General features: G+C 63.3%; 23 protein-coding genes. 7 read left to right on the plus strand and 16 right to left on the minus strand.

Features of this window, described 5'->3' with window-relative positions:
• Positions 1-11: 11 nt before the first annotated feature.
• The 8 genes from ACVZUB_RS16585 to ACVZUB_RS16620 form a co-directional block, all read right to left on the minus strand.
• Positions 12-263, minus strand: a complete 252-nt coding sequence (locus tag ACVZUB_RS16585) for a hypothetical protein (RefSeq protein WP_042449550.1) — start codon at positions 261-263, stop codon at positions 12-14.
• Positions 260-895, minus strand: a complete 636-nt coding sequence (hisH, locus tag ACVZUB_RS16590; protein ID WP_003942389.1) for an imidazole glycerol phosphate synthase subunit HisH — start codon at positions 893-895, stop codon at positions 260-262. Before hisH ends, ACVZUB_RS16585 begins: the two co-directional genes overlap by 4 nt.
• 9 nt (positions 896-904) lie before the next feature.
• Positions 905-2,026 carry an MFS transporter gene (locus ACVZUB_RS16595; RefSeq protein ID WP_482628538.1) on the minus strand — a complete coding sequence of 374 codons (1,122 nt, stop codon included), beginning with the start codon at positions 2,024-2,026 and terminating at the stop codon, positions 905-907.
• Positions 2,027-2,094: 68 nt separating this feature from the next.
• Complete coding sequence (locus ACVZUB_RS16600; protein ID WP_007732248.1) at positions 2,095-2,244, minus strand: hypothetical protein; 150 nt, start codon at positions 2,242-2,244, stop codon at positions 2,095-2,097.
• Positions 2,241-2,855 (minus strand): imidazoleglycerol-phosphate dehydratase HisB, encoded by a 615-nt coding sequence (gene hisB, locus ACVZUB_RS16605; protein ID WP_003942383.1) that lies wholly within the window; start codon positions 2,853-2,855, stop codon positions 2,241-2,243. Before hisB ends, ACVZUB_RS16600 begins: the two co-directional genes overlap by 4 nt.
• A complete protein-coding gene (locus ACVZUB_RS16610; RefSeq protein ID WP_482627539.1) occupies positions 2,852-3,994 on the minus strand; it encodes a histidinol-phosphate transaminase in 1,143 nt (380 codons plus the stop codon). The genes hisB and ACVZUB_RS16610 overlap by 4 nt, the downstream gene beginning before the upstream one ends.
• Positions 3,991-5,313 carry a histidinol dehydrogenase gene (hisD, locus tag ACVZUB_RS16615; protein WP_482627540.1) on the minus strand — a complete coding sequence of 441 codons (1,323 nt, stop codon included), beginning with the start codon at positions 5,311-5,313 and terminating at the stop codon, positions 3,991-3,993. The genes ACVZUB_RS16610 and hisD overlap by 4 nt, the downstream gene beginning before the upstream one ends.
• A 153-nt stretch (positions 5,314-5,466) precedes the next feature.
• Positions 5,467-6,012 (minus strand): hypothetical protein, encoded by a 546-nt coding sequence (locus tag ACVZUB_RS16620; protein ID WP_482627541.1) that lies wholly within the window; start codon positions 6,010-6,012, stop codon positions 5,467-5,469.
• Positions 6,013-6,067: 55 nt separating this feature from the next.
• Between ACVZUB_RS16620 and ACVZUB_RS16625 the strand changes: the two genes are divergently transcribed.
• The 3 genes from ACVZUB_RS16625 (at position 6,068) to ACVZUB_RS16635 (ending at position 11,227) form a co-directional block, all read left to right on the plus strand.
• A complete protein-coding gene (locus tag ACVZUB_RS16625; RefSeq protein ID WP_482627542.1) occupies positions 6,068-9,337 on the plus strand; it encodes an arabinosyltransferase domain-containing protein in 3,270 nt (1,089 codons plus the stop codon).
• A 140-nt stretch (positions 9,338-9,477) separates the two neighbouring features.
• On the plus strand, positions 9,478-10,731 hold the full coding sequence (locus tag ACVZUB_RS16630; protein ID WP_007732259.1) for a glycoside hydrolase family 1 protein: 1,254 nt from the start codon (positions 9,478-9,480) through the stop codon (positions 10,729-10,731).
• Between the two features lie 46 nt (positions 10,732-10,777).
• Positions 10,778-11,227: a DUF8021 domain-containing protein gene (locus tag ACVZUB_RS16635; protein ID WP_083060008.1), complete on the plus strand. Its 450-nt coding sequence runs from the start codon at positions 10,778-10,780 to the stop codon at positions 11,225-11,227.
• On the opposite strand, the gene ACVZUB_RS16640 is transcribed toward ACVZUB_RS16635, so the two are convergent.
• Complete coding sequence (locus ACVZUB_RS16640) at positions 11,205-12,008, minus strand: AraC family transcriptional regulator (protein WP_054187183.1); 804 nt, start codon at positions 12,006-12,008, stop codon at positions 11,205-11,207. The genes ACVZUB_RS16635 and ACVZUB_RS16640 overlap by 23 nt on opposite strands.
• A 92-nt stretch (positions 12,009-12,100) precedes the next feature.
• Between ACVZUB_RS16640 and ACVZUB_RS16645 the strand changes: the two genes are divergently transcribed.
• A complete protein-coding gene (locus ACVZUB_RS16645; protein ID WP_242430894.1) occupies positions 12,101-12,904 on the plus strand; it encodes a sulfite exporter TauE/SafE family protein in 804 nt (267 codons plus the stop codon).
• Here ACVZUB_RS16645 and ACVZUB_RS16650 read toward each other — a convergent pair.
• Entirely contained in the window at positions 12,901-13,506 is a 606-nt protein-coding gene (locus tag ACVZUB_RS16650; protein ID WP_030537073.1) for a dihydrofolate reductase family protein, read from the minus strand. The genes ACVZUB_RS16645 and ACVZUB_RS16650 overlap by 4 nt on opposite strands.
• Entirely contained in the window at positions 13,500-14,156 is a 657-nt protein-coding gene (locus tag ACVZUB_RS16655; protein ID WP_482627543.1) for a nitroreductase family protein, read from the minus strand. The genes ACVZUB_RS16650 and ACVZUB_RS16655 overlap by 7 nt, the downstream gene beginning before the upstream one ends.
• Positions 14,157-14,266: 110 nt before the next feature.
• Here ACVZUB_RS16655 and ACVZUB_RS16660 point away from each other — a divergent pair, with 110 nt between their 5' ends.
• The gene (locus tag ACVZUB_RS16660) at positions 14,267-14,896 is read left to right on the plus strand and encodes a LysE family transporter (protein ID WP_037130153.1); all 630 of its coding nucleotides are present in this window, start codon (positions 14,267-14,269) and stop codon (positions 14,894-14,896) included.
• A 21-nt stretch (positions 14,897-14,917) separates the two neighbouring features.
• Here ACVZUB_RS16660 and ACVZUB_RS16665 read toward each other — a convergent pair whose 3' ends face one another.
• The 5 genes from ACVZUB_RS16665 to ACVZUB_RS16685 form a co-directional block, all read right to left on the minus strand.
• Entirely contained in the window at positions 14,918-15,589 is a 672-nt protein-coding gene (locus ACVZUB_RS16665; RefSeq protein ID WP_482627544.1) for a DUF1345 domain-containing protein, read from the minus strand.
• A 53-nt stretch (positions 15,590-15,642) separates the two neighbouring features.
• The gene (locus ACVZUB_RS16670; RefSeq protein ID WP_482627545.1) at positions 15,643-16,962 is read right to left on the minus strand and encodes a lipase family protein; all 1,320 of its coding nucleotides are present in this window, start codon (positions 16,960-16,962) and stop codon (positions 15,643-15,645) included.
• A 20-nt stretch (positions 16,963-16,982) separates the two neighbouring features.
• The gene (locus ACVZUB_RS16675) at positions 16,983-18,314 is read right to left on the minus strand and encodes an SAM-dependent methyltransferase (protein WP_209922435.1); all 1,332 of its coding nucleotides are present in this window, start codon (positions 18,312-18,314) and stop codon (positions 16,983-16,985) included.
• A gap of 127 nt (positions 18,315-18,441) precedes the next feature.
• Positions 18,442-19,998, minus strand: coding sequence for a pyridoxal phosphate-dependent decarboxylase family protein (locus tag ACVZUB_RS16680; RefSeq protein ID WP_176742016.1), 1,557 nt, complete (start codon positions 19,996-19,998; stop codon positions 18,442-18,444).
• Positions 19,999-20,001: 3 nt separating this feature from the next.
• Positions 20,002-21,393 carry an MFS transporter gene (locus tag ACVZUB_RS16685; RefSeq protein ID WP_174519496.1) on the minus strand — a complete coding sequence of 464 codons (1,392 nt, stop codon included), beginning with the start codon at positions 21,391-21,393 and terminating at the stop codon, positions 20,002-20,004.
• Between the two features lie 124 nt (positions 21,394-21,517).
• On the opposite strand from ACVZUB_RS16685, the gene ACVZUB_RS16690 reads away from it, so the two are divergent.
• Entirely contained in the window at positions 21,518-22,171 is a 654-nt protein-coding gene (locus ACVZUB_RS16690) for a GNAT family N-acetyltransferase (protein ID WP_180279627.1), read from the plus strand.
• 77 nt (positions 22,172-22,248) lie between these two features.
• Positions 22,249-22,818, plus strand: coding sequence for a DUF5655 domain-containing protein (locus ACVZUB_RS16695; RefSeq protein WP_070161662.1), 570 nt, complete (start codon positions 22,249-22,251; stop codon positions 22,816-22,818).
• Positions 22,819-23,131 lie beyond the last annotated feature (313 nt).

Here is a 23,131-nt window from a genome sequence, read left to right on the forward strand (position 1 = left end):
ACCCTAGTAGGTCAGGACCTCGAACCGTCTTCCGGGTCACCGAACGCTTTTCGGGTCATCCGCTTGGATACGACACCCATTGCCGCAATCGCAGCGACGACCCCCACGAGACCGATCACGAGGCCGACGCCCGGCGATGGTTTGAGAACAACGATGACGACGGTTGCGACCGCCAGCGCAGCCACAGCGGCGCCGAGCGAGAACAACGCCAGACGGGCGAGGGAGAAATCGTCACCGCGGTTCGGTCCGGATCCCCCGGTCACAAACTCTGCACCCAGTTGCTCAGCAACTCGGCGCCTGCGTCACCGGATTTCTCGGGGTGGAACTGCGTTGCCGACAACGCACCGTTCTCGACGGCAGCGAGAAACTTTCCGCCGTGATCGGCCCATGTCAGCTTCGGGGGTGCAATGTGCTCGGACGGCGCGAGCTCCCAACTCTGCACACCGTAGGAGTGGACGAAGTAGAAGCGGGTATCGGCGTCTATGCCCTTGAACAGGGTGCTGGACTCCGGCGCCTCCACGGTGTTCCAGCCCATGTGCGGCAAAACCTCTGCTTGCAGCCTCTCGACGGTGCCGGGCCATTCGCCACAGCCCTCCGCCTCGACACCGAATTCGACTCCCCGGTCGAACAGAATCTGCATGCCGACGCAGATGCCCAGCACCGGTCGGCCACCGGCCAGGCGTCTGCCGATGATTCGGTCACCCTGCACTGCACGCAGACCTTCCATGCAGGCCGCGAACGCGCCGACGCCGGGCACCACGAGACCGTCGGCCGCCAGTGCAACCTTCATGTCGTTGGTCACCTCCACCTGCGCCCCGGTGCGCGCCAGTGCGCGAGTAGCCGAATGCAGGTTGCCGGAGCCGTAATCGAGTACAGCAATCGTGGAAGCGCTCATGCCCCAACTCTATCGGGCAACCCTGCTGCCGATCACTTTGCCGCCCGCGGCCAGTGCCGGGAGCAGAGCGACAACGACCGCGGAGACCGCGAAGACCCACGCATAGCCGGCAGTCGTGGCCACGAATCCCAACGCCAGTGCACCGATTCCGGTGCCGGCGTCGTAGCCGATGTTCCAGATCGCGCTGGCGGATCCGAGTTGCCTCGGGCCGGCAGCCTGAAACGCCATGACCAAGGACTCGTTCTGCACCGCCCCGAACCCCAGCCCGAAAAGGACCGCCGCGCAGAACAAGACCGGCGTCGACCCGCCGTCGACGTTGATCGCGAACAGCACCAATCCGATCGTCGACGACGCCAATGCCGGCGCGAGTGTCCGACCACTGCCGAGACGATCGGCGATCAGTCCCGCCGAGTACCGGCCGACCAACATCGACCCACTGGCGGTCGCCAACACCACTCCAGCAACGGCCGCACGCTCCGAGATTGCGATCGGCAGTAGAGACGACAATCCGCCGAACGAGGCGGACACACACGCCAGAGCGAGCACCGGAACCAAGACGGCGAACACACTCAGTCGAACGGATTCCCCGGTCGGCTGGGCGAAGATCTTCGGCAACCCGGCAATGGCCACCAGCGCGAGCGCCGGGATCAGCGCACCGAGGACGAACACCGGTGTCGCCGACCACCGTTCCATGATTGAAAGCCCCAGCGGAAGCCCCGCCATTTGTGACGCTGCGATCGCGATTCCCTGGGCACCGGTGGCACGGCCCAGAATTCGTTTGGGCGCCAACTCCGCCACCAGTGCACTGCCGGCCACCGTCAGCATGCCGAAACCGATACCACGCACCGCGGAAACCGCCAGGACAGGGCCGGCGTCGGCCGAGATCAACAGCACCAACGACGGTGGACCGAGGAGCAGACACCCGACCGCCAGCACGCGCCGGTAGCCCTGCGTCCGCAACAACCGAGGCACGAGCAGTTGCGTCAAGACCGTGGCCGCCATGAAGACACCGGTCACCGATCCGGCAAGCGCATCCGATCCGCCGGACTGCGCAACCAGCAACGGCACCACCGGCAACAGCAACGACCAGCCACCGAAAGCTGCTGCCGCCATGATCAGGACACCGATCATGCCCGGAGTGCGAAGCAACCCCGGCGATGGAGCAGGATCTTGCGTCTCAGACGCAGTCACTTTTCGCGTCACAGACGCAGTGCGCCCGCTACCGCCGCCAGAACCGCCAACGCCAGAAGGATTCCCGACGCAAGCTTGTTGACCTTGAACATCGAGTAGGCGCCGCCCACGGCAATACCCGCGCCGATGAACAGCAGATAGGTGAAGAGGACGCTCACAGTGTGCCCTTCGTCGACGGCACGCCACTCACGCGCGGATCCGGCTCGACCGCCTCACGCAGAGCGCGCGCAACGGCCTTGTACTCGGCTTCGGTGATGTGATGCTGATCGCGGCCGTACAGAACCCGAACGTGCAGTGCGATACGTGCATTCAATGCGATCGACTCGAACACGTGGCGGTTGATCACCGCGTGATACGGAACGCCCGGGTACCCGCCGATGACGGAATGCACCATGTAGTCGGGCTCACCGGTGTGCACGCAGTACGGGCGACCGGAGACGTCGACCGACGCGTGCGCCAGCGTTTCGTCCATCGGGATGAAAGCGTCGCCGAAACGACGGATGCCCTTCTTGTCGCCGAGAGCCTGGCCGAGCGCCTGGCCGAAAACGATCGCGGTGTCCTCGACGGTGTGGTGAGCGTCGATCTCGACGTCGCCCTTCGCCTTGACGTCGAGATCGAAGCTGGCGTGCGTACCCAGGGCGTTGAGCATGTGGTCGAAGAACGGAACGCCGGTGGAGACGTCGACGATGCCGGTCCCGTCCAGATTCAGTTCGACGACGATGCTTGATTCCCGAGTTGTTCGTTCGATCCGCGCGATGCGATCGCTCATGCCGTCTCTCCTGAATTCGTGTCGACCAGCTGGGTGCCTGCGATTTCGTCACTGGCCTTGATGAACGCGTCGTTCTCGGATTCGAGTCCCACGGTGGCCCGCAGATATCCGGGGATGCCGATGTCGCGGATGAGAACCCCGCGGTCGAGGTATTCCTTCCACGCCTGTGCACTGTCGGTGAACTGACCGAACAAGATGAAGTTCGCGTCACTGGGAATCACTCGGAAACCGTTGTCCGCCAGCGCCTTCGACACTCGATCGCGCTCGGCGGACAAGGCGTGCACACTGCCGAGGGTCTCGTCGGCGTGACGCAGGGCGGCACGTGCCGCCGCCTGCGTGACCACCGAGAGGTGATACGGCAAGCGCACCAACAACAGTGCGTCGATGAACGCGGGAGCGGCGGCGAGGTAGCCGAGTCGGCCACCGGCAAACGCGAAAGCCTTGCTCATGGTGCGGGTCACAACCAGCTTGGCCGGGAACTCGTCGATCAGCGTCATCGCGCTGGGGGCAGCGGAGAACTCCGCGTACGCCTCGTCGACGATCACGATGCCCGGCGCCACGTCGAGGATGCGTCGCAGTTCCGCAATGCCGACGCTGTGTCCGGTCGGGTTGTTGGGGCTGGTCACGAACACGACGTCGGGTCGACGTTCCGCAATCACGGTGACGGCAGCATCCACGTCGAGTGCGAAGTCGTCCCGACGGAAGACCTCGACCCACTCGGTATCGGTACCGTCGGCGATGATCGGGTGCATCGAGTACGAAGGCACAAAACCCATCGCGCTACGTCCCGGACCTGCGAACGCCTGAAGAAGTTGCTGCAGAATCTCGTTCGATCCGTTTGCCGCCCACAGATTGTCGACGGTGACCGGTACACCTGTCTGCTTCGCCAGGTACGCAGCCAGATCCGTCCGCAACGCCACAGCGTCACGGTCGGGGTAGCGGTGCAGTTCCTTCGCGGCTTCGCGCACGGATTCGGCGACATCGTCGATGAGCGCCTGCGTCGGCGGATGCGGGTTCTCGTTCGTGTTGAGCTGAACCGGCACCGTCAACTGCGGTGCGCCGTACGCCGACTTTCCACGCAGGTTCTCGCGAATCGGAAGGGCGTCGACCGTAATCGATTCTCCAGGAGCACCACTCATCGCAGAGCCTCGAATCGTAGACGCACAGCCTCGCCGTGAGCGGGCAGGTCCTCCGCATTGGCGAGCGTGATGACGTGTCCGGCAACGTCTTTCAGAGCCGACTCGGAGTAGTCGATCACGTGGATCCCACGCAAGAAGGTCTGCACGCTCAGACCGGAGGAGTGACGTGCACACCCGGCCGTCGGCAGAACGTGGTTGGAGCCGGCGCAGTAGTCGCCGAGACTGACCGGCGCCCACGGGCCGACGAACACGGCACCAGCGCTGGTGACCTGAGCTGCCACCCCGGTTGCATCCTCGGTCTGGATCTCGAGGTGCTCTGCCGCATATGCATTGACGACGCGCAGACCAGCGGAAACATCAGAAACGAGCACCGTGCCCGACTGGCTACCGGTCAGTGCCGTGGTGACGCGCTCGCGATGCTTGGTGATCTCGAGTTGCGCAGCCAGAGCCTTGTCGACCGCGTCGGCCAAGTCGACGCTGGTCGTGACAAGAACGCTGGCGGCCATCACGTCGTGCTCGGCCTGGCTGATGAGATCGGCGGCAACGTGGACCGGGTCAGCGGTGTGGTCGGCGAGGATCGCGATCTCGGTGGGACCGGCTTCCGCGTCGATGCCGACCAGTCCGCGGCACAGACGCTTGGCGGCAGTGACGTAGATGTTGCCGGGACCGGTGATGAGGTCGACCGGGACAAGCTCGGTTCCATCGGTGTCGGTTCCGCCGTAGGTAAGGAGGGCGACGCCCTGCCCGCCGCCGACGGCCCACACCTCGTCGACGCCGAGCATGGCTGCTGCGGCAAGGATGGTCGGGTGCGGCAATCCGCCGAAGTCGGCTTGGGGCGGCGAGGCGACAACAAGTGATCCGACGCCGGCCGTCTGAGCCGGCACGACGTTCATGACAACGCTGGACGGGTACACGGCATTGCCGCCGGGCACGTACAGCCCGACGCGCTCGACCGGAACCCAACGCTCGGTGACCGTGCCACCCGGAACGACCTCGGTGACGGTGTCCTTGCGACGCTGATCGGCGTGCACCTTGCGGGTGCGCTCGATCGCAACCTCGAGGGCTTCCTTGACTGCGGGGTCGAGTTCACGAAGTGCGCGCTCGAGCTCGGCTGCTGGTACACGAACCGAAGCCGGACGAACGCCGTCGAACTTCTCGCCGAATTCGAGGGCGGCTTCTGCCCCGCGATCACGGACGGCTTCGACCACCGGGCGAACCTGATGCAGTACCGCGTCCACATCCACTCCACCTCGGGGAAGCGCGGCGCGAAGTTCGGCCGTGGATGGGGTACGACCACGCAGGTCGGTGCGGGCAAGCATGAGAGTTCCTCTCGTACGCAAACGGGGTGCCTGTGCAAGCGGCAGCAAACCGGTCCGGCATCACAGGCCCTGAACAGAGCGCCTGAAACACAGAACTGATGTCAATTATCCAGGATAGGCGCACCCCGTTTTTCACCGGTCCACCTGCAACGCTCACTGCAGGTCCGGCGCCCGCCGCCGGGCGAGTTCGATCAGCTCGTCCCTTCGAGGTGTTGCCACCGAGATTTCACGGCCGTCATGCAGACGAAAGCGGACCCCGTCGCCGGGAGATGCGAGAATTACCCGCATACCTGGGCCGGTCATTCGATAACCGATTCCGGAGCCCATCCCGATATGTACTGCAGTGGCAGACACAACTTCGTCCCACCGAAATACCTGACGCAGCCCCGGAGACAGCGCGATCGACACTCGTTCGACGTCTGTGGTGATGATCACGCGCACCTTCCACATGTACGCGGCCAACCCGAAGGACAGGACCGCGGACAACACGGCGCCGACGTAGCCCGCCGAGTCGCGATCCACGATTGCCGCGAACCCGCAGACAATTACCAGGACAATTCCGAGGACGATGCACAATGCGACCGCCGACCGCCGCAGTAGTGGGCTCAGGGGAATGGACTCGTGAAATTCGCGCACAGCACCCCCCGCCTCGATCGCCGACAACCCCACCCCGAGGAATGACACCGGGAACACGACCATCCCATTACTCGCGCTTTTATAACAAACACGTCACGCACAGCTAGGGTCCAAAGTCGTGACAGACAGTGACGTGGCCACGACCGCACCTCCGGCCTTGCCGACCCCTCAGCGATCCAGCGGACCGAACCGAGCACGGATCGTTGCGATTGTCGCATCGATCCTCGGCATAGTTTTGTGCGGCTCGATACCGTTCCTGCCGATCGAACAGGACACCGCCGCCGTCAACTGGCCGCAGGCCGGGTCGACGACAAGCGTCGAGGCGCCATTGGTCTCGTACACACCGTTGCGCATGGAGGCATCGATTCCGTGCGCGTCGATCAGTGAGTTGGCCGCCACCGGCGGAACGCTCGTCTCGACTGCTCCCCCGGGCGCCGCCGATGCTCGCCGCTACGGATTTGTTGCCACTGTCTCCCCCGAATCCTCCGACGCTCCCGCTCGGGTCGACGTTGTCCTGCGCGATCGAGTGTTGCTCTCGACACCCGTCGCTGATCTGCCGAGTGGATGCGCACTCACGCTCGCCGCCGAGCCGACCCGAACCACCTTCAGTGCCACCGGTTCCGAACCGCGCGTCATCGAGGGCGACAGCCGGCCACAGGTAGTCGGCGTCTTCAGCGACCTCGATTCGGCGGCAGCCGGTTTGAACGTCTCGATCGAGGCGGACTCTCGCTTCACGTCGAGCCCGTCGGTGATCAAGACTCTCGCCATGATTCTCGGGGCACTCACGGCTGTCGTGTCCCTCTTCGCGCTGCACCGCCTCGACAACCGCGACGGTCGGGGCACACGCAAATTTCTGCCCGCCCGATGGTGGAAGTTCACCGTCCTCGACGGCGTCGTCGTCGGAACGCTGGTGCTGTGGCACTTCATCGGCGCTACCACCACCGACGACGGCTACCAGTTCACGATGGCAAGAGCCTCCGAGCAATCGGGCTACATGTCCAACTACTTCCGGTGGTTCGCGGTCCCCGAAACCCCGTTCGGAACGCCGTATTACAACATCCTCGGACTCCTGGCCCACGTCAGCACCGCAAGCCCCTGGGTCCGTCTGCCTGCTCTGTTGGCAGGCATCATCACCTGGCTCGTCATCAGCCGGGAGGTTGCGCCTCGGCTGGGCGCCGCCATTCGCGGAAATCGACTCGCCCTCTGGACCGGCGCGCTTGTCTTCCTCGCATTCTGGCTTCCGTTCAACAACGGACTGCGCCCCGAACCGATCGTTGCCCTCGGCGTGCTGCTGACCTGGTGCTCGATCGAACGCGCCGTCGCGACGAGACGACTTCTGCCGGTCGCAGTCGCGATCCTGATCGCCGGATTCACCTTGACTGCCGGCCCTTCCGGCCTCATCTGCTTTGCCGCACTCATCGCCGGAATACGCCCGATCATGCGCATCATCATCGAACGTGCGCGCACCACCGGTTACGTCGCGGCTGTCGGGCCACTGCTAGCTGCCGGACTCTCGATTCTCATCCCCGCGTTCGGCGATCAAAGTCTGGCCGCCGTCATCGAGATGCAACGCGTCCACTCGATCTCACCGAATCAGCCCTGGTTCGACGAGTACCTCCGCTATCAGTACCTCTTCAACATCTCCGTCGACGGTTCCCTGACTCGCAGATTCGGTGTGTTCGTCATGGTTCTGTGCCTTGGCGTCTGCACCGCGATGATGCTGCGCAAGGGGGGCCGGATTCCCGGTTTGGCCGCCGGCCCGTCACGCCGCGCCGTGGGGCTGACGATCGGCGCACTGCCACTGCTGATGTTCTCGCCGACCAAGTGGACGCACCACTTCGGAATCTTTGCCGGACTCACCGCCGTTCTGGCGATGATGACGGCCGTCGCCGTGGGAACAAAACTCCTGCGCTCGCCGCGCAATCGGGCCCTCTTCGCGGCGGCCGTCCTGTTCCTCCTCGCGGTGGCATTCACCGGCAGCAACAGCTACTACTACGTGTCCAGCTACAGCGTTCCGTGGTGGGACAAGCCTGTGTCCATCAGCGGACTCGGCGCGAGCACCGTCCTCCTCGGGCTGACGGTGCTGATGCTCGGCGTCGCCGCGTGGTACTTCTTCCGTGAGCCGTACACCGCGGGGAAGGAACCGTCCGCGAAGCACGCTCGACTGCTTGCCATCTCGCCACTGACGGTTGCCGCAGGTGCCATGGTCCTCTTCGAGGTGCTGTCCATGGCCAAGGGCGCGGTCACCCAGTACCCGGCCTATTCGGTGGGCCGTGCAAACGTCGACGCCGTTCTCGGCCAACACTGCGGACTCGCCAACGACGTTCTGCTCGAGACCGATCCGAACGCCTCGATGCTGACGCCCCTCTCGGGCAGCGTCGCCACAGGACTGTCCGCCGGTGGGGCTACGGGATTCGATCCGAATGGCGTCGCCTCCGACCTTCGAGCAGACAAGGAAGCCACGGCTACCGGCGGCGCGAACACCGTCGACACCTCCGAGGACACCGCCGGCAACTCGGCCGGAACCGGCGGTGGCGCCGGACAGACCGGAGTCAACGGCAGTTCGGTCGCGTTGCCGTTCGGTCTCGACCCGGCGACAACACCCGTCATGGGTAGTTACGGTCAGCCCTCCCCCGGCACTCTGACCAGTGACTGGTACCAACTCCCCGACGTGGGCGAGAACGCCACACGTGGCGACATCATCTCGATTGCCGCGGCTGGTCGTGTTCGGTCCGTCGACAAGGACGGAATCGTCACCTACGGCCAGAACGTCGAGGTCGAGTACGGCACAGCGCGTGGCGTCGACGATGCCGAAACAGACGCTGTCGAAACACTCGGAAAGATCGCGCCCCTCGACATCGGCCCGGCGCCGTCATGGCGGAACCTGCGTGTGCCGTTGGATCAGATTCCCGTCGAAGCCAACAGCATTCGACTGGTCGTCAGCGACTACGACAGCAAGCCCGACCAATGGGTGGCCGTCACCCCGCCGCGGGTTCCGAAGACCCAGAAGCTCAACGACGTCGTCGGTTCACAGGCGCCCGTCATGCTGGATTGGGCTGTCGGACTGGCATTCCCATGCCAACGCCCCTTCGATCATCGGGTCGGTGTCGCCGAGGTCCCCGAGTATCGGATCCTTCCCGACCATTCCGGCGCGCTCGTGACCAGTGCCTGGCAGGACCACTACGGTGGTGGACCGTTGGGGTGGATCGATCTGCTCCTGACCGCTCAGACCATTCCGTCGTATCTCGACAACGACTGGGCTCGCGACTGGGGTTCGATCGAGAAGTACACACCGATCGATCCGAGTGCAGTACCTGCCCAGGTCGACGAAACGACCGTTCAGCGCTCCGGGACGTGGAACCCGGGATCGATGACCATGGTTTTCTGAGCGGAATTTCTGAGCGGCTGGGTCACTGAGTGACACGGTCCAGCCGCGGGCGGATCGGACGAAACGCCTGCGACTGGACACTTGTATGACTTAGTCTCCCAGGCATGGGAGCCCTGTCACGGTCTATCGCGCCTGCGCTGATGGCACTGACGTGCCTGTTCGGGGTGCTGGCCCTTCCCGCGCACGCCTCGGCTGAGGTACCGGATGACTTCCTCTGGGGCGTTGCCACCTCCGGGTTCCAATCGGAAGGTTCGTCGCCGGACAGCAACTGGTCTCGATACTCCGATTCCGGACGAACCCACGACAAGATCGGTGACTCGGTCGACTTCCGTCATCGCTACGCCGAGGACATCGACCGGGCGGCCGATCTGGGATCGAAGGTTTTCCGATTCGGCGTCGAGTGGGCGCGAGTTCAGCCCGCCGCCGGGAGCTGGAACGAGACCGAATTCGCCTACTACGACGACGTGGTAGCTCACATCCGCGCGCGGGGCATGACTCCGATGATCACACTCGACCACTGGGTGTATCCGGGATGGGTTGTCGATCAAGGCGGCTGGACAAATCCGAAGACGGAAGCCGATTGGCTGGTCAACGCAGAGAAGGTAGTCGAGCGGTACTCCGGAATCGGGGCGCTCTGGATCACGATCAACGAGCCGACTGTGTACGTTCAGCGCGAATTGACCTACGGCGGAATCGCACTCACCCAGGCGCCGTCGATGTTCGACTCATTGGTCCGAGTCCACCGGGCGATCTACGACCGCATCCATGTTCTCGATCCCGGTGCCCGCGTAAGCAGTAATTTCTCCTTCATTCCCGGCGTGTCCGAGGCGATCGATTCGGTATTCACGGATCGAGTGCGCGACAAGCTCGACTTTCTCGGCATCGACTACTACTACGGTGTGGCCCTGAACAATCCGACTGCCGCGTACGCCGCACTCGACGAGTTCTACAACGTCACGCCGCAGCCCGAAGGCCTGTACGACGCATTGATGCGGTACTCGGGCAAGTATCCGGAACTCCCCCTCTACATCGTCGAGAACGGCATGCCCACCGACAACGGAGCGCCGCGCGCCGACGGATACACACGCGCGAATCACTTACGCGATCACATCTATTGGATGGAACGCGCCCGAGAAGACGGTGCCGACGTGATCGGCTACAACTACTGGTCCATCACCGACAACTACGAATGGGGTTCGTACCGACCTCGATTCGGCCTCTACACGGTCGATGTTCTCGGCGATCCCACTGCGGCCCGAATCCCGACCGACGGCGTCGCCGCCTACCGCCGAATCATCCACGACAACGGCGTCGGAGCCGACTACGTGCCCGTCATGGCCCCGGCTTTCTGCTCGCTCGTCGATCCTCCCCGCAGCTGTACGGCTACTCGATGAGGGCCGTTTTCCGAATTTCCTCCACTCCTCGTCGTTAGGATGTCCCATGCGAACACTGCGAAATATCGCCGGAACTGCCGCTGCCACCGCTGTCCTGATCCTGGTTGCCGGAGGCGCTGCGACGGCAGCCCCGAACCCGGCCGATTCACCCCGCGAGGCGCAAGCACGCGCCTACATCGACGCCCTCGTCTCCCATGACGTCTCCGATGTTCATTTCGCCCCGGATGCGACCCGCGTCGAAGCCGGACTCAATACGGGGTTCTCCGGACCACAGATGTCCGCCGACCTCGAAAACGGCATCCAATACCGCGTTATCCAGGGCGTCCGAGACCTAGAGATGTCGGAAGCCGGGGACATCGTCTCGACCACCTACCTGCTGGACGCGGGAATCGGCGGCACTCGCCTCATGACCGTGGAGATTCGTGAAACCTTCGAAGTCCGTGACGGTCTCATCCACGACGTCGTCGCCGACATCATCCCTGTGTCTGTGTCGTGACGCGCGCCCGATAGCTACTGGGCGGTGCACCCGAGACTCGGGTGCACATCGCCGCGAAGGCAGCCGGCGTCGAGTATCCGAGTTCAGACGCAACGGCCGTCACACTGGCCCCGGCAGAAAGTTTCGGAAGCGCGTGAAGAATGCAGGCACGCTGCATCCACGACGACGCGCTCATCCCCGTTTCCGAGATCAGCAAGCGGTGCAGTGTCCGTTCACTGACGTGGAGTCGGTCAGCCCACCGCGTGGGCGAGTCATGGATCGACGGGGCTGCGAGATACTGCGCGCACAACGCCCGCAATCCCGGGTGCCGAGGCAGCGGGAGTTCCACAGGTAGGGGCGCAAGATCGCGAAGTTCGTGCAGGATCAGCTGAAATACCGCGGCGCTGCGTCCGTGTGCGGGGAAGTCGTCCTCCACATTCAGCTCGACATCCACGTCGACTGCAGCGACAAGTAACTCACGCAGGAGCGACGATACTGCGACGACTCGGCACCTGACCGGGAACCACGGCGCTGCGGACGGTTCGATGTAGAGGCTTCGCGTGCTGACGCCGTCCATTGTCACGGCATGAGCGACACCGGCGGGAATCATGACCGCATTGGACGGCAGAACAGTCCACTCACCGTCTTCGGTTTCGACGTTCATCGCGCCGTTCACAGCGAAGAGAAACTGGGCTCGTCGATGTTCGTGGGCGGCCAGCACGTGACCGGGTGGGTAGTCGGTTCCGATTGCGAGAACACCGCGGGGTGAGTGATCGACGTCGTTGATCGAGATGTTGCGCACCGGAGGAACCTACCGAGTCCGTGTCTGATTGACAATGGAACCTGGCGAACCTTCGAATGTGCGCCAGCGGAGAAATCGCTACCGTTCATCGAGTGCTTCACTACGCCCTCATCCTTCTCGCTTTCGGCGCCTTGACCGGAGTCACCACCGTTCTGTTCGGATTCGGTGGCGGGTTTGTCACTGTCCCAGTCGTTTACGCTGCATCGACGCTGAGGCCGGACGTCATCGATCCGATGCATGTCGCCGTAGCATCCTCGGCGGCCGTGATGGTGGTCAATTCACTCGGTGCCACAGTCGCATTCAGGAAGTCAGGACGGCTTCGGACGGAGTACATCAGACCTCTGATCGGTCCCGTCGCACTCGGAGCCGGGCTCGGAGCGGTTGCGGCGGGCCACGTAGACGACGGCGTCGTCCGGATTCTGTTTGTGCTCTACCTGCTGGTGACAATCCTGGACAGTCTTCTGCGACAAGGGTTTCTGACACCATCTGAACCTCGCGAACATCTTGACCGTCGCGGCGTTCGCGCTGTCGGGATAGGCATCGGTGCCGTCGCAAGTTTCCTCGGAGTCGGCGGGAGCGTCATGACGGTTCCGATGATGCGACGCCGCGGAGTTCCGATGGCCGACGCCGCCGCGAGCGCCAACCCGTTGAGCTTGCCTGTCGCCGTCGTCGCGACTGCGGTGTATGCGGTCTCATCAGGGCACAGTTCAGCCTCGGATCTGTCGGCGGGCAGAGTCGGCGCTGTCGACCTTCTGGCCGTCTGTGCACTACTCGCCGGTTCCCTACCGGCGATCGCGCTGAGCCGACGAATCGTCGGTGCCATACCGGACCGAGTCCATGCCGCCGCCTACATCGCTCTACTCGGCGTCGTCACGGCAGTGATGGTGATTGCTTAGCGAACGGCGTATCGCAGATAGATGACGCCGCCGTCGAAGGTTTTCTCCTCGAGCAGTTGCAGATCAAGCCGGCTTTCCGGGAGAGCTCGCAATCCGCCACCGATATTGACCGGACACAGGAACAGTCTGACTTCATCGACCAAACCCGCCGCGAAAGCACTAACCGCAACCGTCGGTCCACCGATCGAGATATCTTGTACCGCTTCACTCTCGAGCAAACGGATGAAGTCTTCATCGAAGCTCGGGACAATCCTGGTACGTGCGGTCGACACCTCGTTCAGCGTCGTGGAGTACACGATCTTGTCGATTCCACGCCAGATCTGAGCGAACTCGGCGGTCGCCGCCTCGATACCGGCAAACTCGCCCGGAGCCGAAGGTCCTCCTGCCACCGAAGAACGCTCGAGATCCTCGGACGCCATTGTTTCCCAGGGAATCATCGTCTCGTACATCCGGCGCCCGAGCAGGTACGTGCCGACTCCCCTCTCTAGCTCGTTGACGAACGCGTGGACCTGCGCGTCGGGAACCGCCCAGTCGAAGTTCCCCTGCTCATCGGCCACATACCCGTCGATCGAGCAGATCGCCGAGTAGATCAGGCTCACCATCGGTCCACGTGCAGCACGTTGTCGACCGGTTCACGGGCGGCGGGTTTGAACGTCTCGCCGGTGAAGTACGCCGTCGGGATGAGCGCAGCCTGATGGAATCCGGCCGGAATGCCCAGCAGCTCGGCAACTTCCGCTTCACGCTGCAAATGCAATGTCGTCCACGCCGTACCGAGCCCACGTGCCCGCGCGGCCAGCGCGTAACTCCACACAGCCGGGAGTAGCGAACCCCACAGGCCGGCTTGGTTCCCCTCCGGAAGCGTCTTGCCCGCCTTGATACACGGAATGAGAAGGACCGGCACCTCACCCATGTGCTCACCGAGCCACGCGACGCTGGTGCCCACGCGTTGTTGAATCGGCGCGCGATCGAGATCATCGGCGAAGAGTTTTGCCGCCGAACCGTGAGAGGCAAGGTACTCGTCGGTGACTTCCTTGTAGATCTGCCCGACTGCTGCACGCAGTGCCGGATCGGTCACCACCATCCACTGCCAGCCCTGGCGATTCGAACCGGAGGGCGCTTGCAGGGCGATCTGGAGGCATTCCTTCACCAGGTCCAACGGCACGGGACGGGTCAGATCCAGACGCTTTCGAACGGTCCGCGTTGTGGTCAGCAATTCGTCGGGTGTCAGGTCGAGTACGGGATACGACGTCATCCCCCGATCATTGCACTGTCGCGAGCAGTGAGCAGGACTGTCCGTCTACACTTTTCTGATCCCGTGCGTGCTCGTTGTCGGGAGTATTTCCCGATCAAAGGACTTTCGACATGAGTTGGCACGTCTGGTTGGCGTTCTTCGGAGCAAGTTGGGTGATCAGCCTGTCGCCGGGGGCCGGCGCCATTGCGTCGATGTCGTCGGGACTTGCCTACGGCTTGCGACGCGGATACTGGAACATCTTCGGGCTGCAGTTGGGATTGTTGCTGCAGATCGGAATTGTCGCGGCGGGGGTCGGTGCAATTCTCGCCAGTTCGACCGTGGCCTTTTCCTTGATCAAGTGGTTCGGTGTCGCATACCTCGTCTACCTGGGGATCAGGCAGTGGCGATCGGCGCCCACCGAGGTGGAGACCGACGAGGCAGCCGCGAGCAGCTCCGGTCCGATGATGATGCTTCGCGGATTTCTCGTGAACGCGAGCAATCCGAAGGCCGTCGTTTTCATGCTCGCAGTGCTCCCGCAGTTCCTGGACCCGTCGGCGCCGCTGCTGCCGCAGTATCTGATCATCGCCGCCACGATGTGCGCAGTCGACGTGATCGTGATGACCGGATACACCGGCCTGGCCGCCCGGGTGCTCACCTTGATGCGCTCCCCCAAACAGCAGCGAACCACCAATCGAGTGTTCGCCGGTCTGTTCTTCGGAGCCGCCGGCTTCCTCTCGAGCATCGGGCGTGCAGCGGCTTGATCGGTCACACGGCTCGAGAGATCACAGGCCCGCAATCAAGTTGACGACGGACGCCACGATCACCGAACCGAACAGGTACGACAGCAATGCGTGGCCGAGTGCCATCGCGCGCATGTCCGACGACTTCAAGTTGGTGTCGGAAATCGCGAAGCTCATCCCGACCGTGTACGCCACGTAGGCGAAATCGCTGTACCTCGGCGGTTCTTCCTGATTGAAATCGATTCCGCCGTCGGGGCCGGAGTAGTACAGCCGTGCATATCCGAGGGCGAAGAGCGTGTGGACCGCCAGCCACGAGATCACGACGCTGCCGACTGCAACCGATGCCGCCACTACTTGGTAGTGATGTCCGTCGGGTGCCGCCAGGAGCAGGAACGCGATACCGACCAGGCTCGCGACGGCGGCACCGAGAATCAGCAGGTGCGCGATGTTTCGGGCCGGCTCTTCGCGCGTTGCGTGGCTTGCGGTGAGCGTCGCGTCGAAGGGCCAGACCAGAATCCACGTCCACACCGTGAACACCATCGCCGCCACATCCCAGCCGATCAGAAACGCGAATCGGGGGTAGCCGACCAACGCCGTGACGACACCGGCGGCCACACCGAGCAGCAGACCCGTCGACACTCTCAGCGCCGGCCCGGCACCCAGGGCGCTCCGTGGAACCGGGTTGATCGGAAGGTCGTGCGGTCGATCGTTCACGGGCTCAGTCAACCACTGTTAGAAGTGAGACGGTGGTTACGTGACACGGCGACTCAGGCGTTGCACGCACCGACTATCGGCTTGCCGTTGAATCTGTCCAGCACGTACTGCAATCCGACGCCGAAATCCGCTACGGCCGGCGCGAGGTGGTTGTTGCCGCTCCCCGGATTCACCGCAGGCAGGGTGTCGGTGAACAACGTCGCCTCGGCCCCGCGCGCGCACCAGTCCTGAACCAGGCGCCGGGTTTGCTCGTACGGGATGAAATCGTCGTTGAGCGCTCCGTTGACCAGAATCGGCGAGGCCGGGGTTCGCCGCCCGATGCGTTGTTCCTCGATCACCTGTTGGATCTCCGGTACCGATTCCACCACGTCGGCGAGTGGTCGTCCGTCTGTGGTCCACGACGCCGTCGACTGCTTCCCGTACTTGGTTCGGGAATCGATGAGGCATTGCCCGGCGACGTCGGCGAGCACGGACCGGCCGTAGTCGTTGAGTCGAGATTCGATCGGCTCTCGGGCGGCGGGATAGCGGTCGAGGACGCCGTTGATCGTGTAACCGATCGCGGCCATCAGGCCGGTACCGTCGATATGACGCAGAACGCTTGCCAAGTCTGCCGGGGGCGCGCTCGCGTAACTCCCGACCAGATTCAACTCAGGCGCGTATTCGGGTGCCAGTTCGGTTGCAGCGGCAGTGGCGCCGCCGCCCTGCGAGTGGCCCCACAGCGCTATCGGATCGTCCTCTCCTGCCCGCGCGAGGGCTCGGGCAGCGCGTGCACCGTCCAACATCGCATGGGCTTCCTCGGCGCGATTGACGTAGGTATGAACGCCGGGTGTTCCGAGTCCGATGTAGTCGGTGACGAATACACGAACGCCCTGGGTGAGGAAAGCGAAAGCAAAAGCTGACTCGTAGTTGACACCGACACTGTCCACACCGGCACCGTAGTTCGACGGATTCCCGGGTTCCGCCAGGCGGAGCTGACCGGCAGTGGGAAACATCCTCGACGGCGCGCACTGATCACCTTGGCCCTGCGTACCCGGACCGATCACCACCGTCGGGCGGGGGCCCGCTCCTGACCACGGGGCAGCCGGCTCCAGGTACGAGCCCGACACAGCAACCTTTGATCCGTGGGTGTCGGTACTCGAATACAGGATCCGGGTCCCCACACCAGGCACTCCGCCGACGGCACCGGCCAGAGCCAGCGGTTCCGTCCGAATCACCGAACCCGGATCACCGACGTCGCCCGGAATCGCATCGTAGAAATCGTTCACAGGTTCGGCGTTCGACATCGGTGTGAACAGCAGCGAGGTCGGCAACAGCGCTGATACCGCAACGGCCGAAATCTTCAGTGCCGCGAGGACAACCTTCCGGGTGCTCATGGAAATCCAACGTATAGGCCTCAGTCGACGCGCGGACCGGTTTCGATCTGCGGGACTTCAATCGATCGATACCAACTGTCACGCGAGCGGGCCATGCCGCTGGCCCCCCGATCCCCTGGTTTCACGGCCAGAACCTGATGAATCGTAAGCCTGTGCGGCTCCTCGAAACCCAGGGCACTGGCAGCGAGATACAGCAACCAGGTACGCACCCGGGGAGCACCGACCTGTAAGACCGATGCGTCCCAGTTCTCGCGAAGGTTCTGCACCCATGCGCGCAGTGTCAGTGCGTAATGCTCGCGCAACGCTTCGCTGTCACGCGTCTCGAAACCCGAAAGTTCCAGCGCATCAATGGTTTTACTCAACGGAAGGATCTCACCGTCCGGGAAGATGTACCTGTCGATGAAGCTGGGACCGTCATCGACGTTGTCCGACAACGACTTCACCGCGGCGATGGCATGATTGAGCAGACGACCCCGCGGCACGAGCAGGTCGTAGAGTTTTGCCGTGTACACCGGCAAATTGACCAGGCCCACGTGCTCGGACATGCCGATGCTCGAAATCGCGTCGTAAGGGCCGTCGTCGACGTCGCGGTAGTCCTGCACCCGAATCTCGATGCGATCGGTCAAACCCGCGTCGGAAACTCGCCCCTTGGCGTATTCGACCTGCTCGTTGCTCAGCGAGACTCCGACGACGTCGACGCCGTAGTTCTGGGCGGCGTGCAATGCCATCGATCCCCAACCGCAGCCGACGTCGAGCAGTCGCATTCCCGGCTTCAGATCGAGCTTGCGGCAAATCAAGTCCAGCTTCGCGTACTGAGCAGCTTCGAGAGATTCGACACCTTCCGGCCAGTATCCGCACGAATAGACCATGCTCGGCCCGAGGAACAGTTCGTAGAAGCGATTCCCGACGTCGTAGTGATGGGAGACAGTCGCCGAATCGCGTGATCTACTGTGCCGCTTGCCTCGCTTACTACGCATCTCGATCGCCGGGGGTGACGGTGGTGGACCCACCGCTCCCAAGCCGGCGAAAGTACCGGCGGCGCGAACAATCGAGCGCAGCGGCAAGGTCGACAAACGATTCTCACCGAGCCGCGTGACCAGTTCCGGAACGTCGAGGAGCGCGAAGATATCGCCGTCTACGTCCAGATCGCCGGAAACGTACGCCCTCGCCAGCCCTAATTCGTTGGGAGAGTATAGGACCCGCCGTAGGGCACGCCGATTCCGGAAGTGAACCTGCGCAGCGGCGTCCGGTGGCCCTGCCTCCGAACCGTCCCAACATCGCACGCGAACCGGAAGCGGAACCCCGATCACTTCCTCGAACACCGTCAAAATCTTGGCCGCGGCACCAGTCACTGATCAACCCTCCGACAAAAGATGGTTAGCCGATGACAGAAAACTTACGCCCGATTCGCGAATCTTTCGCGCCATTTGTCCGAGTTTTGGACAGTGTTCATCGCGGTTTCGGTATTCATCGCCGAGTTCAGGGTTCCACCATTCCGGCGAGGAATTCCACCAGCAGTCTCTTCGTGACCTCACGTGGCAGCGATTCCACTGCCGCGAGGACGGCCGCCATGTCCAAGGGAGAATCGGAAGAGCCCCGAGGATCCAGCCCCGCCGACGTCAACGCTGCCGCGACGGCGTCACTGGGCAACGCAAGAACATCGGCGACGGTGACATCGCCACGTTCGAATGCTCCGGCCAACTCTGCCAGGGCCGGCGGCGCCTCGGCTGCCGCCGAGCCGCGAACGTCGTCGGCACCGAGGACGAGTGCGCTGGTCAACTCGCCGAGCACAGATTCCGTCACCGGGGTGACGGTGAGGTGGGTCGTTCGAGGCAACGTCGTCCCGTCAGGTTGCGTCGACGCCGGCTGCCCTTGAAGGACGAAGCCGCGAGCACCGACAGCGCTCACCCAGCGATGCGGATCCACTCGCCGTTCGAGCGGCACGGAATCGTCGGTAGCGACCGCGAACAGTGGTCCCACCGGCGAGCCCACGACGCGAAGACCCTCGATTGCCTCGACCGTGCCGATCAGTGCACGAGTGGCCCGCTGCGCCCGGGACACCAATTCGGCGTACCCGGATTGCCCGAGGACTTGCGAAATCGCCCAAGCACCGGCAAGAGCAGCAACGGATTTGGAACCGAGAAGCGTGGGATTGACCACCGGGTACCCCGGCCAGTCCGTGAGTCCGAAATACTGCTTGCGATGCAGATCTCGCCCTCGGTGCAGCAGGACCGAAACGCCTTTGGGCGAGTATCCGTACTTGTGGAAATCGACCGACATGCTGGTGACCCCGGGAACCCGGAAATCCCAGGGTGGCAGATCACCCCACCACGGCAACGCAAGCCCACCGATGCAGGCGTCGACATGCAGTGGAATCGAATGTGCACGAGCAACTTCCGCGACATCGGCGATCGGGTCGAGCGCCGCGAACGGGTAGCTGGGCGCGGAGACGACGATCAAGACCGTGTCTTTCCGAACTGCCGTCGCAATATCTTGTGCGCCGACGCGCCCCGACGTGGGATCTACTGGTACCAGGATCAGTTCCAGTCCGAGCAGGTGAGCTGCCTTGTGGAAAGCGGCATGCGCGGTGGTCGGAAGAACCAGCGAACCCTCACCCGGCGGGAGCCCACGGAAGTCGCGAGCTGCCTTGACGGCCAACACACAACTCTCCGTTCCGCCGCTGGTGACATTGCCGACGACTACGCCTCCGGCGTCTGTATCTGCGGCTGGGTCTGAAGCTCCATGGAGGAACTCGCGTGCGAACGCAACCAACTCACGCTCCATCACCGCGGTGGACGGGAACACCGTCGGGTCGAGACCGTTGACCGGCTGAACCAATCGAGCTGCGTCCGCTGCCAACTCGTCGAGCGCTGCGAGGCCGCTGTCGTACACGTACGACAGAACCCGGCCTCCGTGCGTCGGAGCGTCCTGCTCGCGAAGCGAACGCAACCGACTCAAGATGTCGGCCGCCCTCTTCTCGAGGTTTGCGCTCTCGACGATCTTGCCCTGAAGTTCCTCGGCCCGAGTGGAACTCATCGTTCACCTTTCGTTCTCGTGAGTGGATTCTTGTTCAGTGCGGTAATTCCGCAATACGACCAGGCTGATCGCAACCAGGATCGCCGGCACGACCGAGAAGCCGAGGGCAATTCCGGTCAGCGCCGATTCCGGTTGCACGACAGTCTCGCCCGCAGTTTTCGAGACGAAGCCGGTCACCGCGAGTACACCCAAGAACACCGCGGGTCCCAGGGCAAGGCCTGCGGTTTCCGCGGCGGTCCAGATACCACTGAGCGAACCACCGCGTTGGCGCCCACCGATTCGCGCGTCGTCCTCGATGACGTCCGGAAGCATCGCCAGCGGGAACACCTGCATGCCGGCGTAGCCGACGCCGGCAAGCGCGACGGCACCGTAGATCCACGAACCCGCGTCGACTGCCGCAAGCGTCAACAACGCCGTGGCGACGACGAACAGAACCGAAGACACCACGTAACCGCGAAGCTTTCCGTACCGATGCGAGAACCGGTACCACAGCGGCATGACGACGAGAGCTGGTCCGACGAGTGCAACGAACAGACCGGTGAGCGCACCTTCGTTGCCCATCACATAGCTCGCCAGATATTGCGCACCCGCCAACATCACGGCGGTGGCAAGAGCTTGGAGCACGAAGACGCTGACCAGCAATCGGAACGCGCGGGTACGTCGTATCGCGTCGAACCCGTCCCGGTACTGCGAGAGCAACGAGCCGACCGGCGCGTCCGCGTGAGTCACCGTGTGGCGCGCGGCTCCGCGAACTGCCCAGATCATTGCCCCGCACATCAGCGCCGACACCCCGATCGCCATGACCAGATAACCGCGTGCTCCGCCCCCGGCAGCATCGCGGAGCTCGGGTCCGCCGGCGCCGATGACCAGAATTGTCAGGGCCAACACCGCAATTCGAACCGATACCAACCGAGTGCGCTCGTGGTAATCGCCGGTCAACTCGGTCGGCAACGCGATATATGGAACCTGAAAGAGGCTGTAGGCACTCGCCGCGAGCAGGAAGAAGACGAGCACCCACATCGCCCCGACTCCTGGGCCGGCCGACACCGGGGCCGAGAACGTGAGAATGAAGAGCAACGGCAGTCCCAGAGCGCCTGCGAGCATGAGTGGCACTCGCGTACCGGTTCGATGAGAGCTTCGGTCGCTGATCGACCCGATCAGCGGATCGATCAGGACGTCGGCGATTTTCGGGACAATGACCACAAGCGACGCGAGCGCCGCGGCAACGCCGAGCGTGTCGGTCAGGTAGTACGCCAGTACCAGACCTGGCAGAACACCGAATCCACCCGTACCGACACTTCCCGCTGCGTATCCGGCCACCACACCACGCGAAAGCCTGTCAGGCGATCTACCTTCACGAAGACGTACCGGTTTGTCTGTAGTCACCGTCCACACACTAATGTCACGACTCCGTACCGCGAGGGCAAAAGAATCCCGATGACCAGAAGTCGCTCACTCGGACGGGCCTGGCATGCCAGACTGTGACCCGATTCGCACACGAAACGAAGGTCTGAAGACGATGGTTGACCCACTGCGAGAGATCTGGCCTCCATACGGAGTCACGATCACGTGTGGGCCCATCACCTTGCTCCCTGTGCGCGACGATCATTTCCCCGAACTCACTGCGCTGGTCCGAGCCGGCATTCACCCTGCCGAACAGATGCCGTTTCTCGTCCCCTGGACGGTGGGCACTCCCGACGAAGTGTCGCGAAGATTCATCCAATACCACTGGTCGGTCCGCGGAGCGATGACCATGACCGACTGGAAATTCGAAACAGCCATTGTCGTCGACGGAGAAATCGTCGGCTGCCAGGCGTTCGCCGCGACGGACTTTCCTACCAGTCGTACCGGTGAAACCGGCTCGTGGATTGGACGCGGGTTCCAAGGCCGGGGTGTCGGCACTCTCGCCCGACAGGCAATCTGCGCATTCGCATTCGACTCTTTGGGTGCACGAAGCGTGGTGTCATCGGCATTCACGGACAACCCCGCCTCGATCACGGTGTCCACCAAAGTCGGGTACCGCGCAGACGGCACAGTAGAGGAGTTGGCTGCCGACGGTCGCATGACCGTGCGTCGTCTCTTCACCCTCAGCCGCGAAGATTTTGTCGCACCGCCGTATCCCGTCGAAGTGACCGGCGTGCGCGCGTTCAAGACGATGCTCGGCATCGACTGAGCGAGCTACCCGTGCACCGTGAGAACCGAGAGAGCAGCGACAACCGGAAGACCAGCGACAACCGGTAGAACAGACACATGGAACCCTCCGACATGATGGCCGCAGTCACCTCGTCCATGCGCGACCGTACCGGGCGCACCCTCGAAGAATGGGTTGAGGCCGTACGGACGTCCGGGGTCGACCCGCTCGATCAGAACGAAGTGCGCAAGTGGCTGAAAGCAGAGCACGGTGTGCCGCAGAATTCGCAGTGGGCAATTGCATTCGAGACTGCCGAACAGTCCGGATGGGTGGAGCCGACCGTCGAGCAATACATCGACCAGCAGTACAGCGGCCCGAAGGCGGCACTGCGGCCGATCTTCGATGCAGCCCGACGTCTGATCGAAGAACTCGGAACCGATGTTCGGGTCGAAGGCCGCGGAACCTACACGCCCTTCGTTCGCGCTCGCCAATTCGCCGCCATCGCAGCGGCCACCAAGGCCCGAGTCGACCTCGGACTACGTTTTGTCGAGGTCCCCGAATCCGAACTTCTTGTCCCGGCCAAAGCTCCCGGGCAGTCGACCCACAAGATCGGGCTCAGCAGCACCGCAGACGTGAACGACGAAGTCGGATTGCTGACAGCGATCGCGTATCAACAGAACGGCCGGTAGGTCACTCACTCACCGCCACGCAAACGCTCACCTGCAGGCTGCACGAAAGTCCCTGTTCTCCTTGTCGGAGAACAGGGACTTTCTTCACCGCGGGGGAAGGTCGCTGCGACGTGTCAGCTCAGGCCGAAGAGCGCGCCGATGATGGTCCGAGCAGCCTCGAAGAGCGCGTCGACGGACGGAACACCGATTTCAGAGCTGATGGAAAAAAGGGAACCCAACATACGATCCTCCGGAGATAGTTTCTGAATGGCTTACTGCCACAAGGGAAATGCTACAGATTCTACTTGCGGAACTGAAGCAAGGGGACCACGGG

The organism is Rhodococcus sp. OS5 (assembly GCF_056837585.1).

Excerpts from the sequence above, each read along its gene's own strand:
- ACVZUB_RS16650 (WP_030537073.1), bottom strand. The coding sequence starts at position 13,506 with ATGGTGAGCCTGATCTACTCGGCGATCTGCTCGATCGACGGGTATGTG.
- ACVZUB_RS16635 (WP_083060008.1), top strand. The coding sequence starts at position 10,778 with ATGCGAACACTGCGAAATATCGCCGGAACTGCCGCTGCCACCGCTGTC.
- hisH (WP_003942389.1), bottom strand. The coding sequence starts at position 895 with ATGAGCGCTTCCACGATTGCTGTACTCGATTACGGCTCCGGCAACCTG.
- ACVZUB_RS16610 (WP_482627539.1), bottom strand. The coding sequence starts at position 3,994 with ATGAGTGGTGCTCCTGGAGAATCGATTACGGTCGACGCCCTTCCGATT.
- ACVZUB_RS16660 (WP_037130153.1), top strand. The coding sequence starts at position 14,267 with ATGAGTTGGCACGTCTGGTTGGCGTTCTTCGGAGCAAGTTGGGTGATC.
- ACVZUB_RS16690 (WP_180279627.1), top strand. The coding sequence starts at position 21,518 with ATGGTTGACCCACTGCGAGAGATCTGGCCTCCATACGGAGTCACGATC.
- hisB (WP_003942383.1), bottom strand. The coding sequence starts at position 2,855 with ATGAGCGATCGCATCGCGCGGATCGAACGAACAACTCGGGAATCAAGC.
- ACVZUB_RS16680 (WP_176742016.1), bottom strand. The coding sequence starts at position 19,998 with ATGAGTTCCACTCGGGCCGAGGAACTTCAGGGCAAGATCGTCGAGAGC.
- ACVZUB_RS16620 (WP_482627541.1), bottom strand. The coding sequence starts at position 6,012 with ATGGTCGTGTTCCCGGTGTCATTCCTCGGGGTGGGGTTGTCGGCGATC.
- ACVZUB_RS16595 (WP_482628538.1), bottom strand. The coding sequence starts at position 2,026 with ATGATCGGTGTCCTGATCATGGCGGCAGCAGCTTTCGGTGGCTGGTCG.
- ACVZUB_RS16670 (WP_482627545.1), bottom strand. The coding sequence starts at position 16,962 with ATGAGCACCCGGAAGGTTGTCCTCGCGGCACTGAAGATTTCGGCCGTT.
- ACVZUB_RS16695 (WP_070161662.1), top strand. The coding sequence starts at position 22,249 with ATGGAACCCTCCGACATGATGGCCGCAGTCACCTCGTCCATGCGCGAC.
- ACVZUB_RS16655 (WP_482627543.1), bottom strand. The coding sequence starts at position 14,156 with ATGACGTCGTATCCCGTACTCGACCTGACACCCGACGAATTGCTGACC.
- ACVZUB_RS16630 (WP_007732259.1), top strand. The coding sequence starts at position 9,478 with ATGGCACTGACGTGCCTGTTCGGGGTGCTGGCCCTTCCCGCGCACGCC.
- hisD (WP_482627540.1), bottom strand. The coding sequence starts at position 5,313 with ATGCTTGCCCGCACCGACCTGCGTGGTCGTACCCCATCCACGGCCGAA.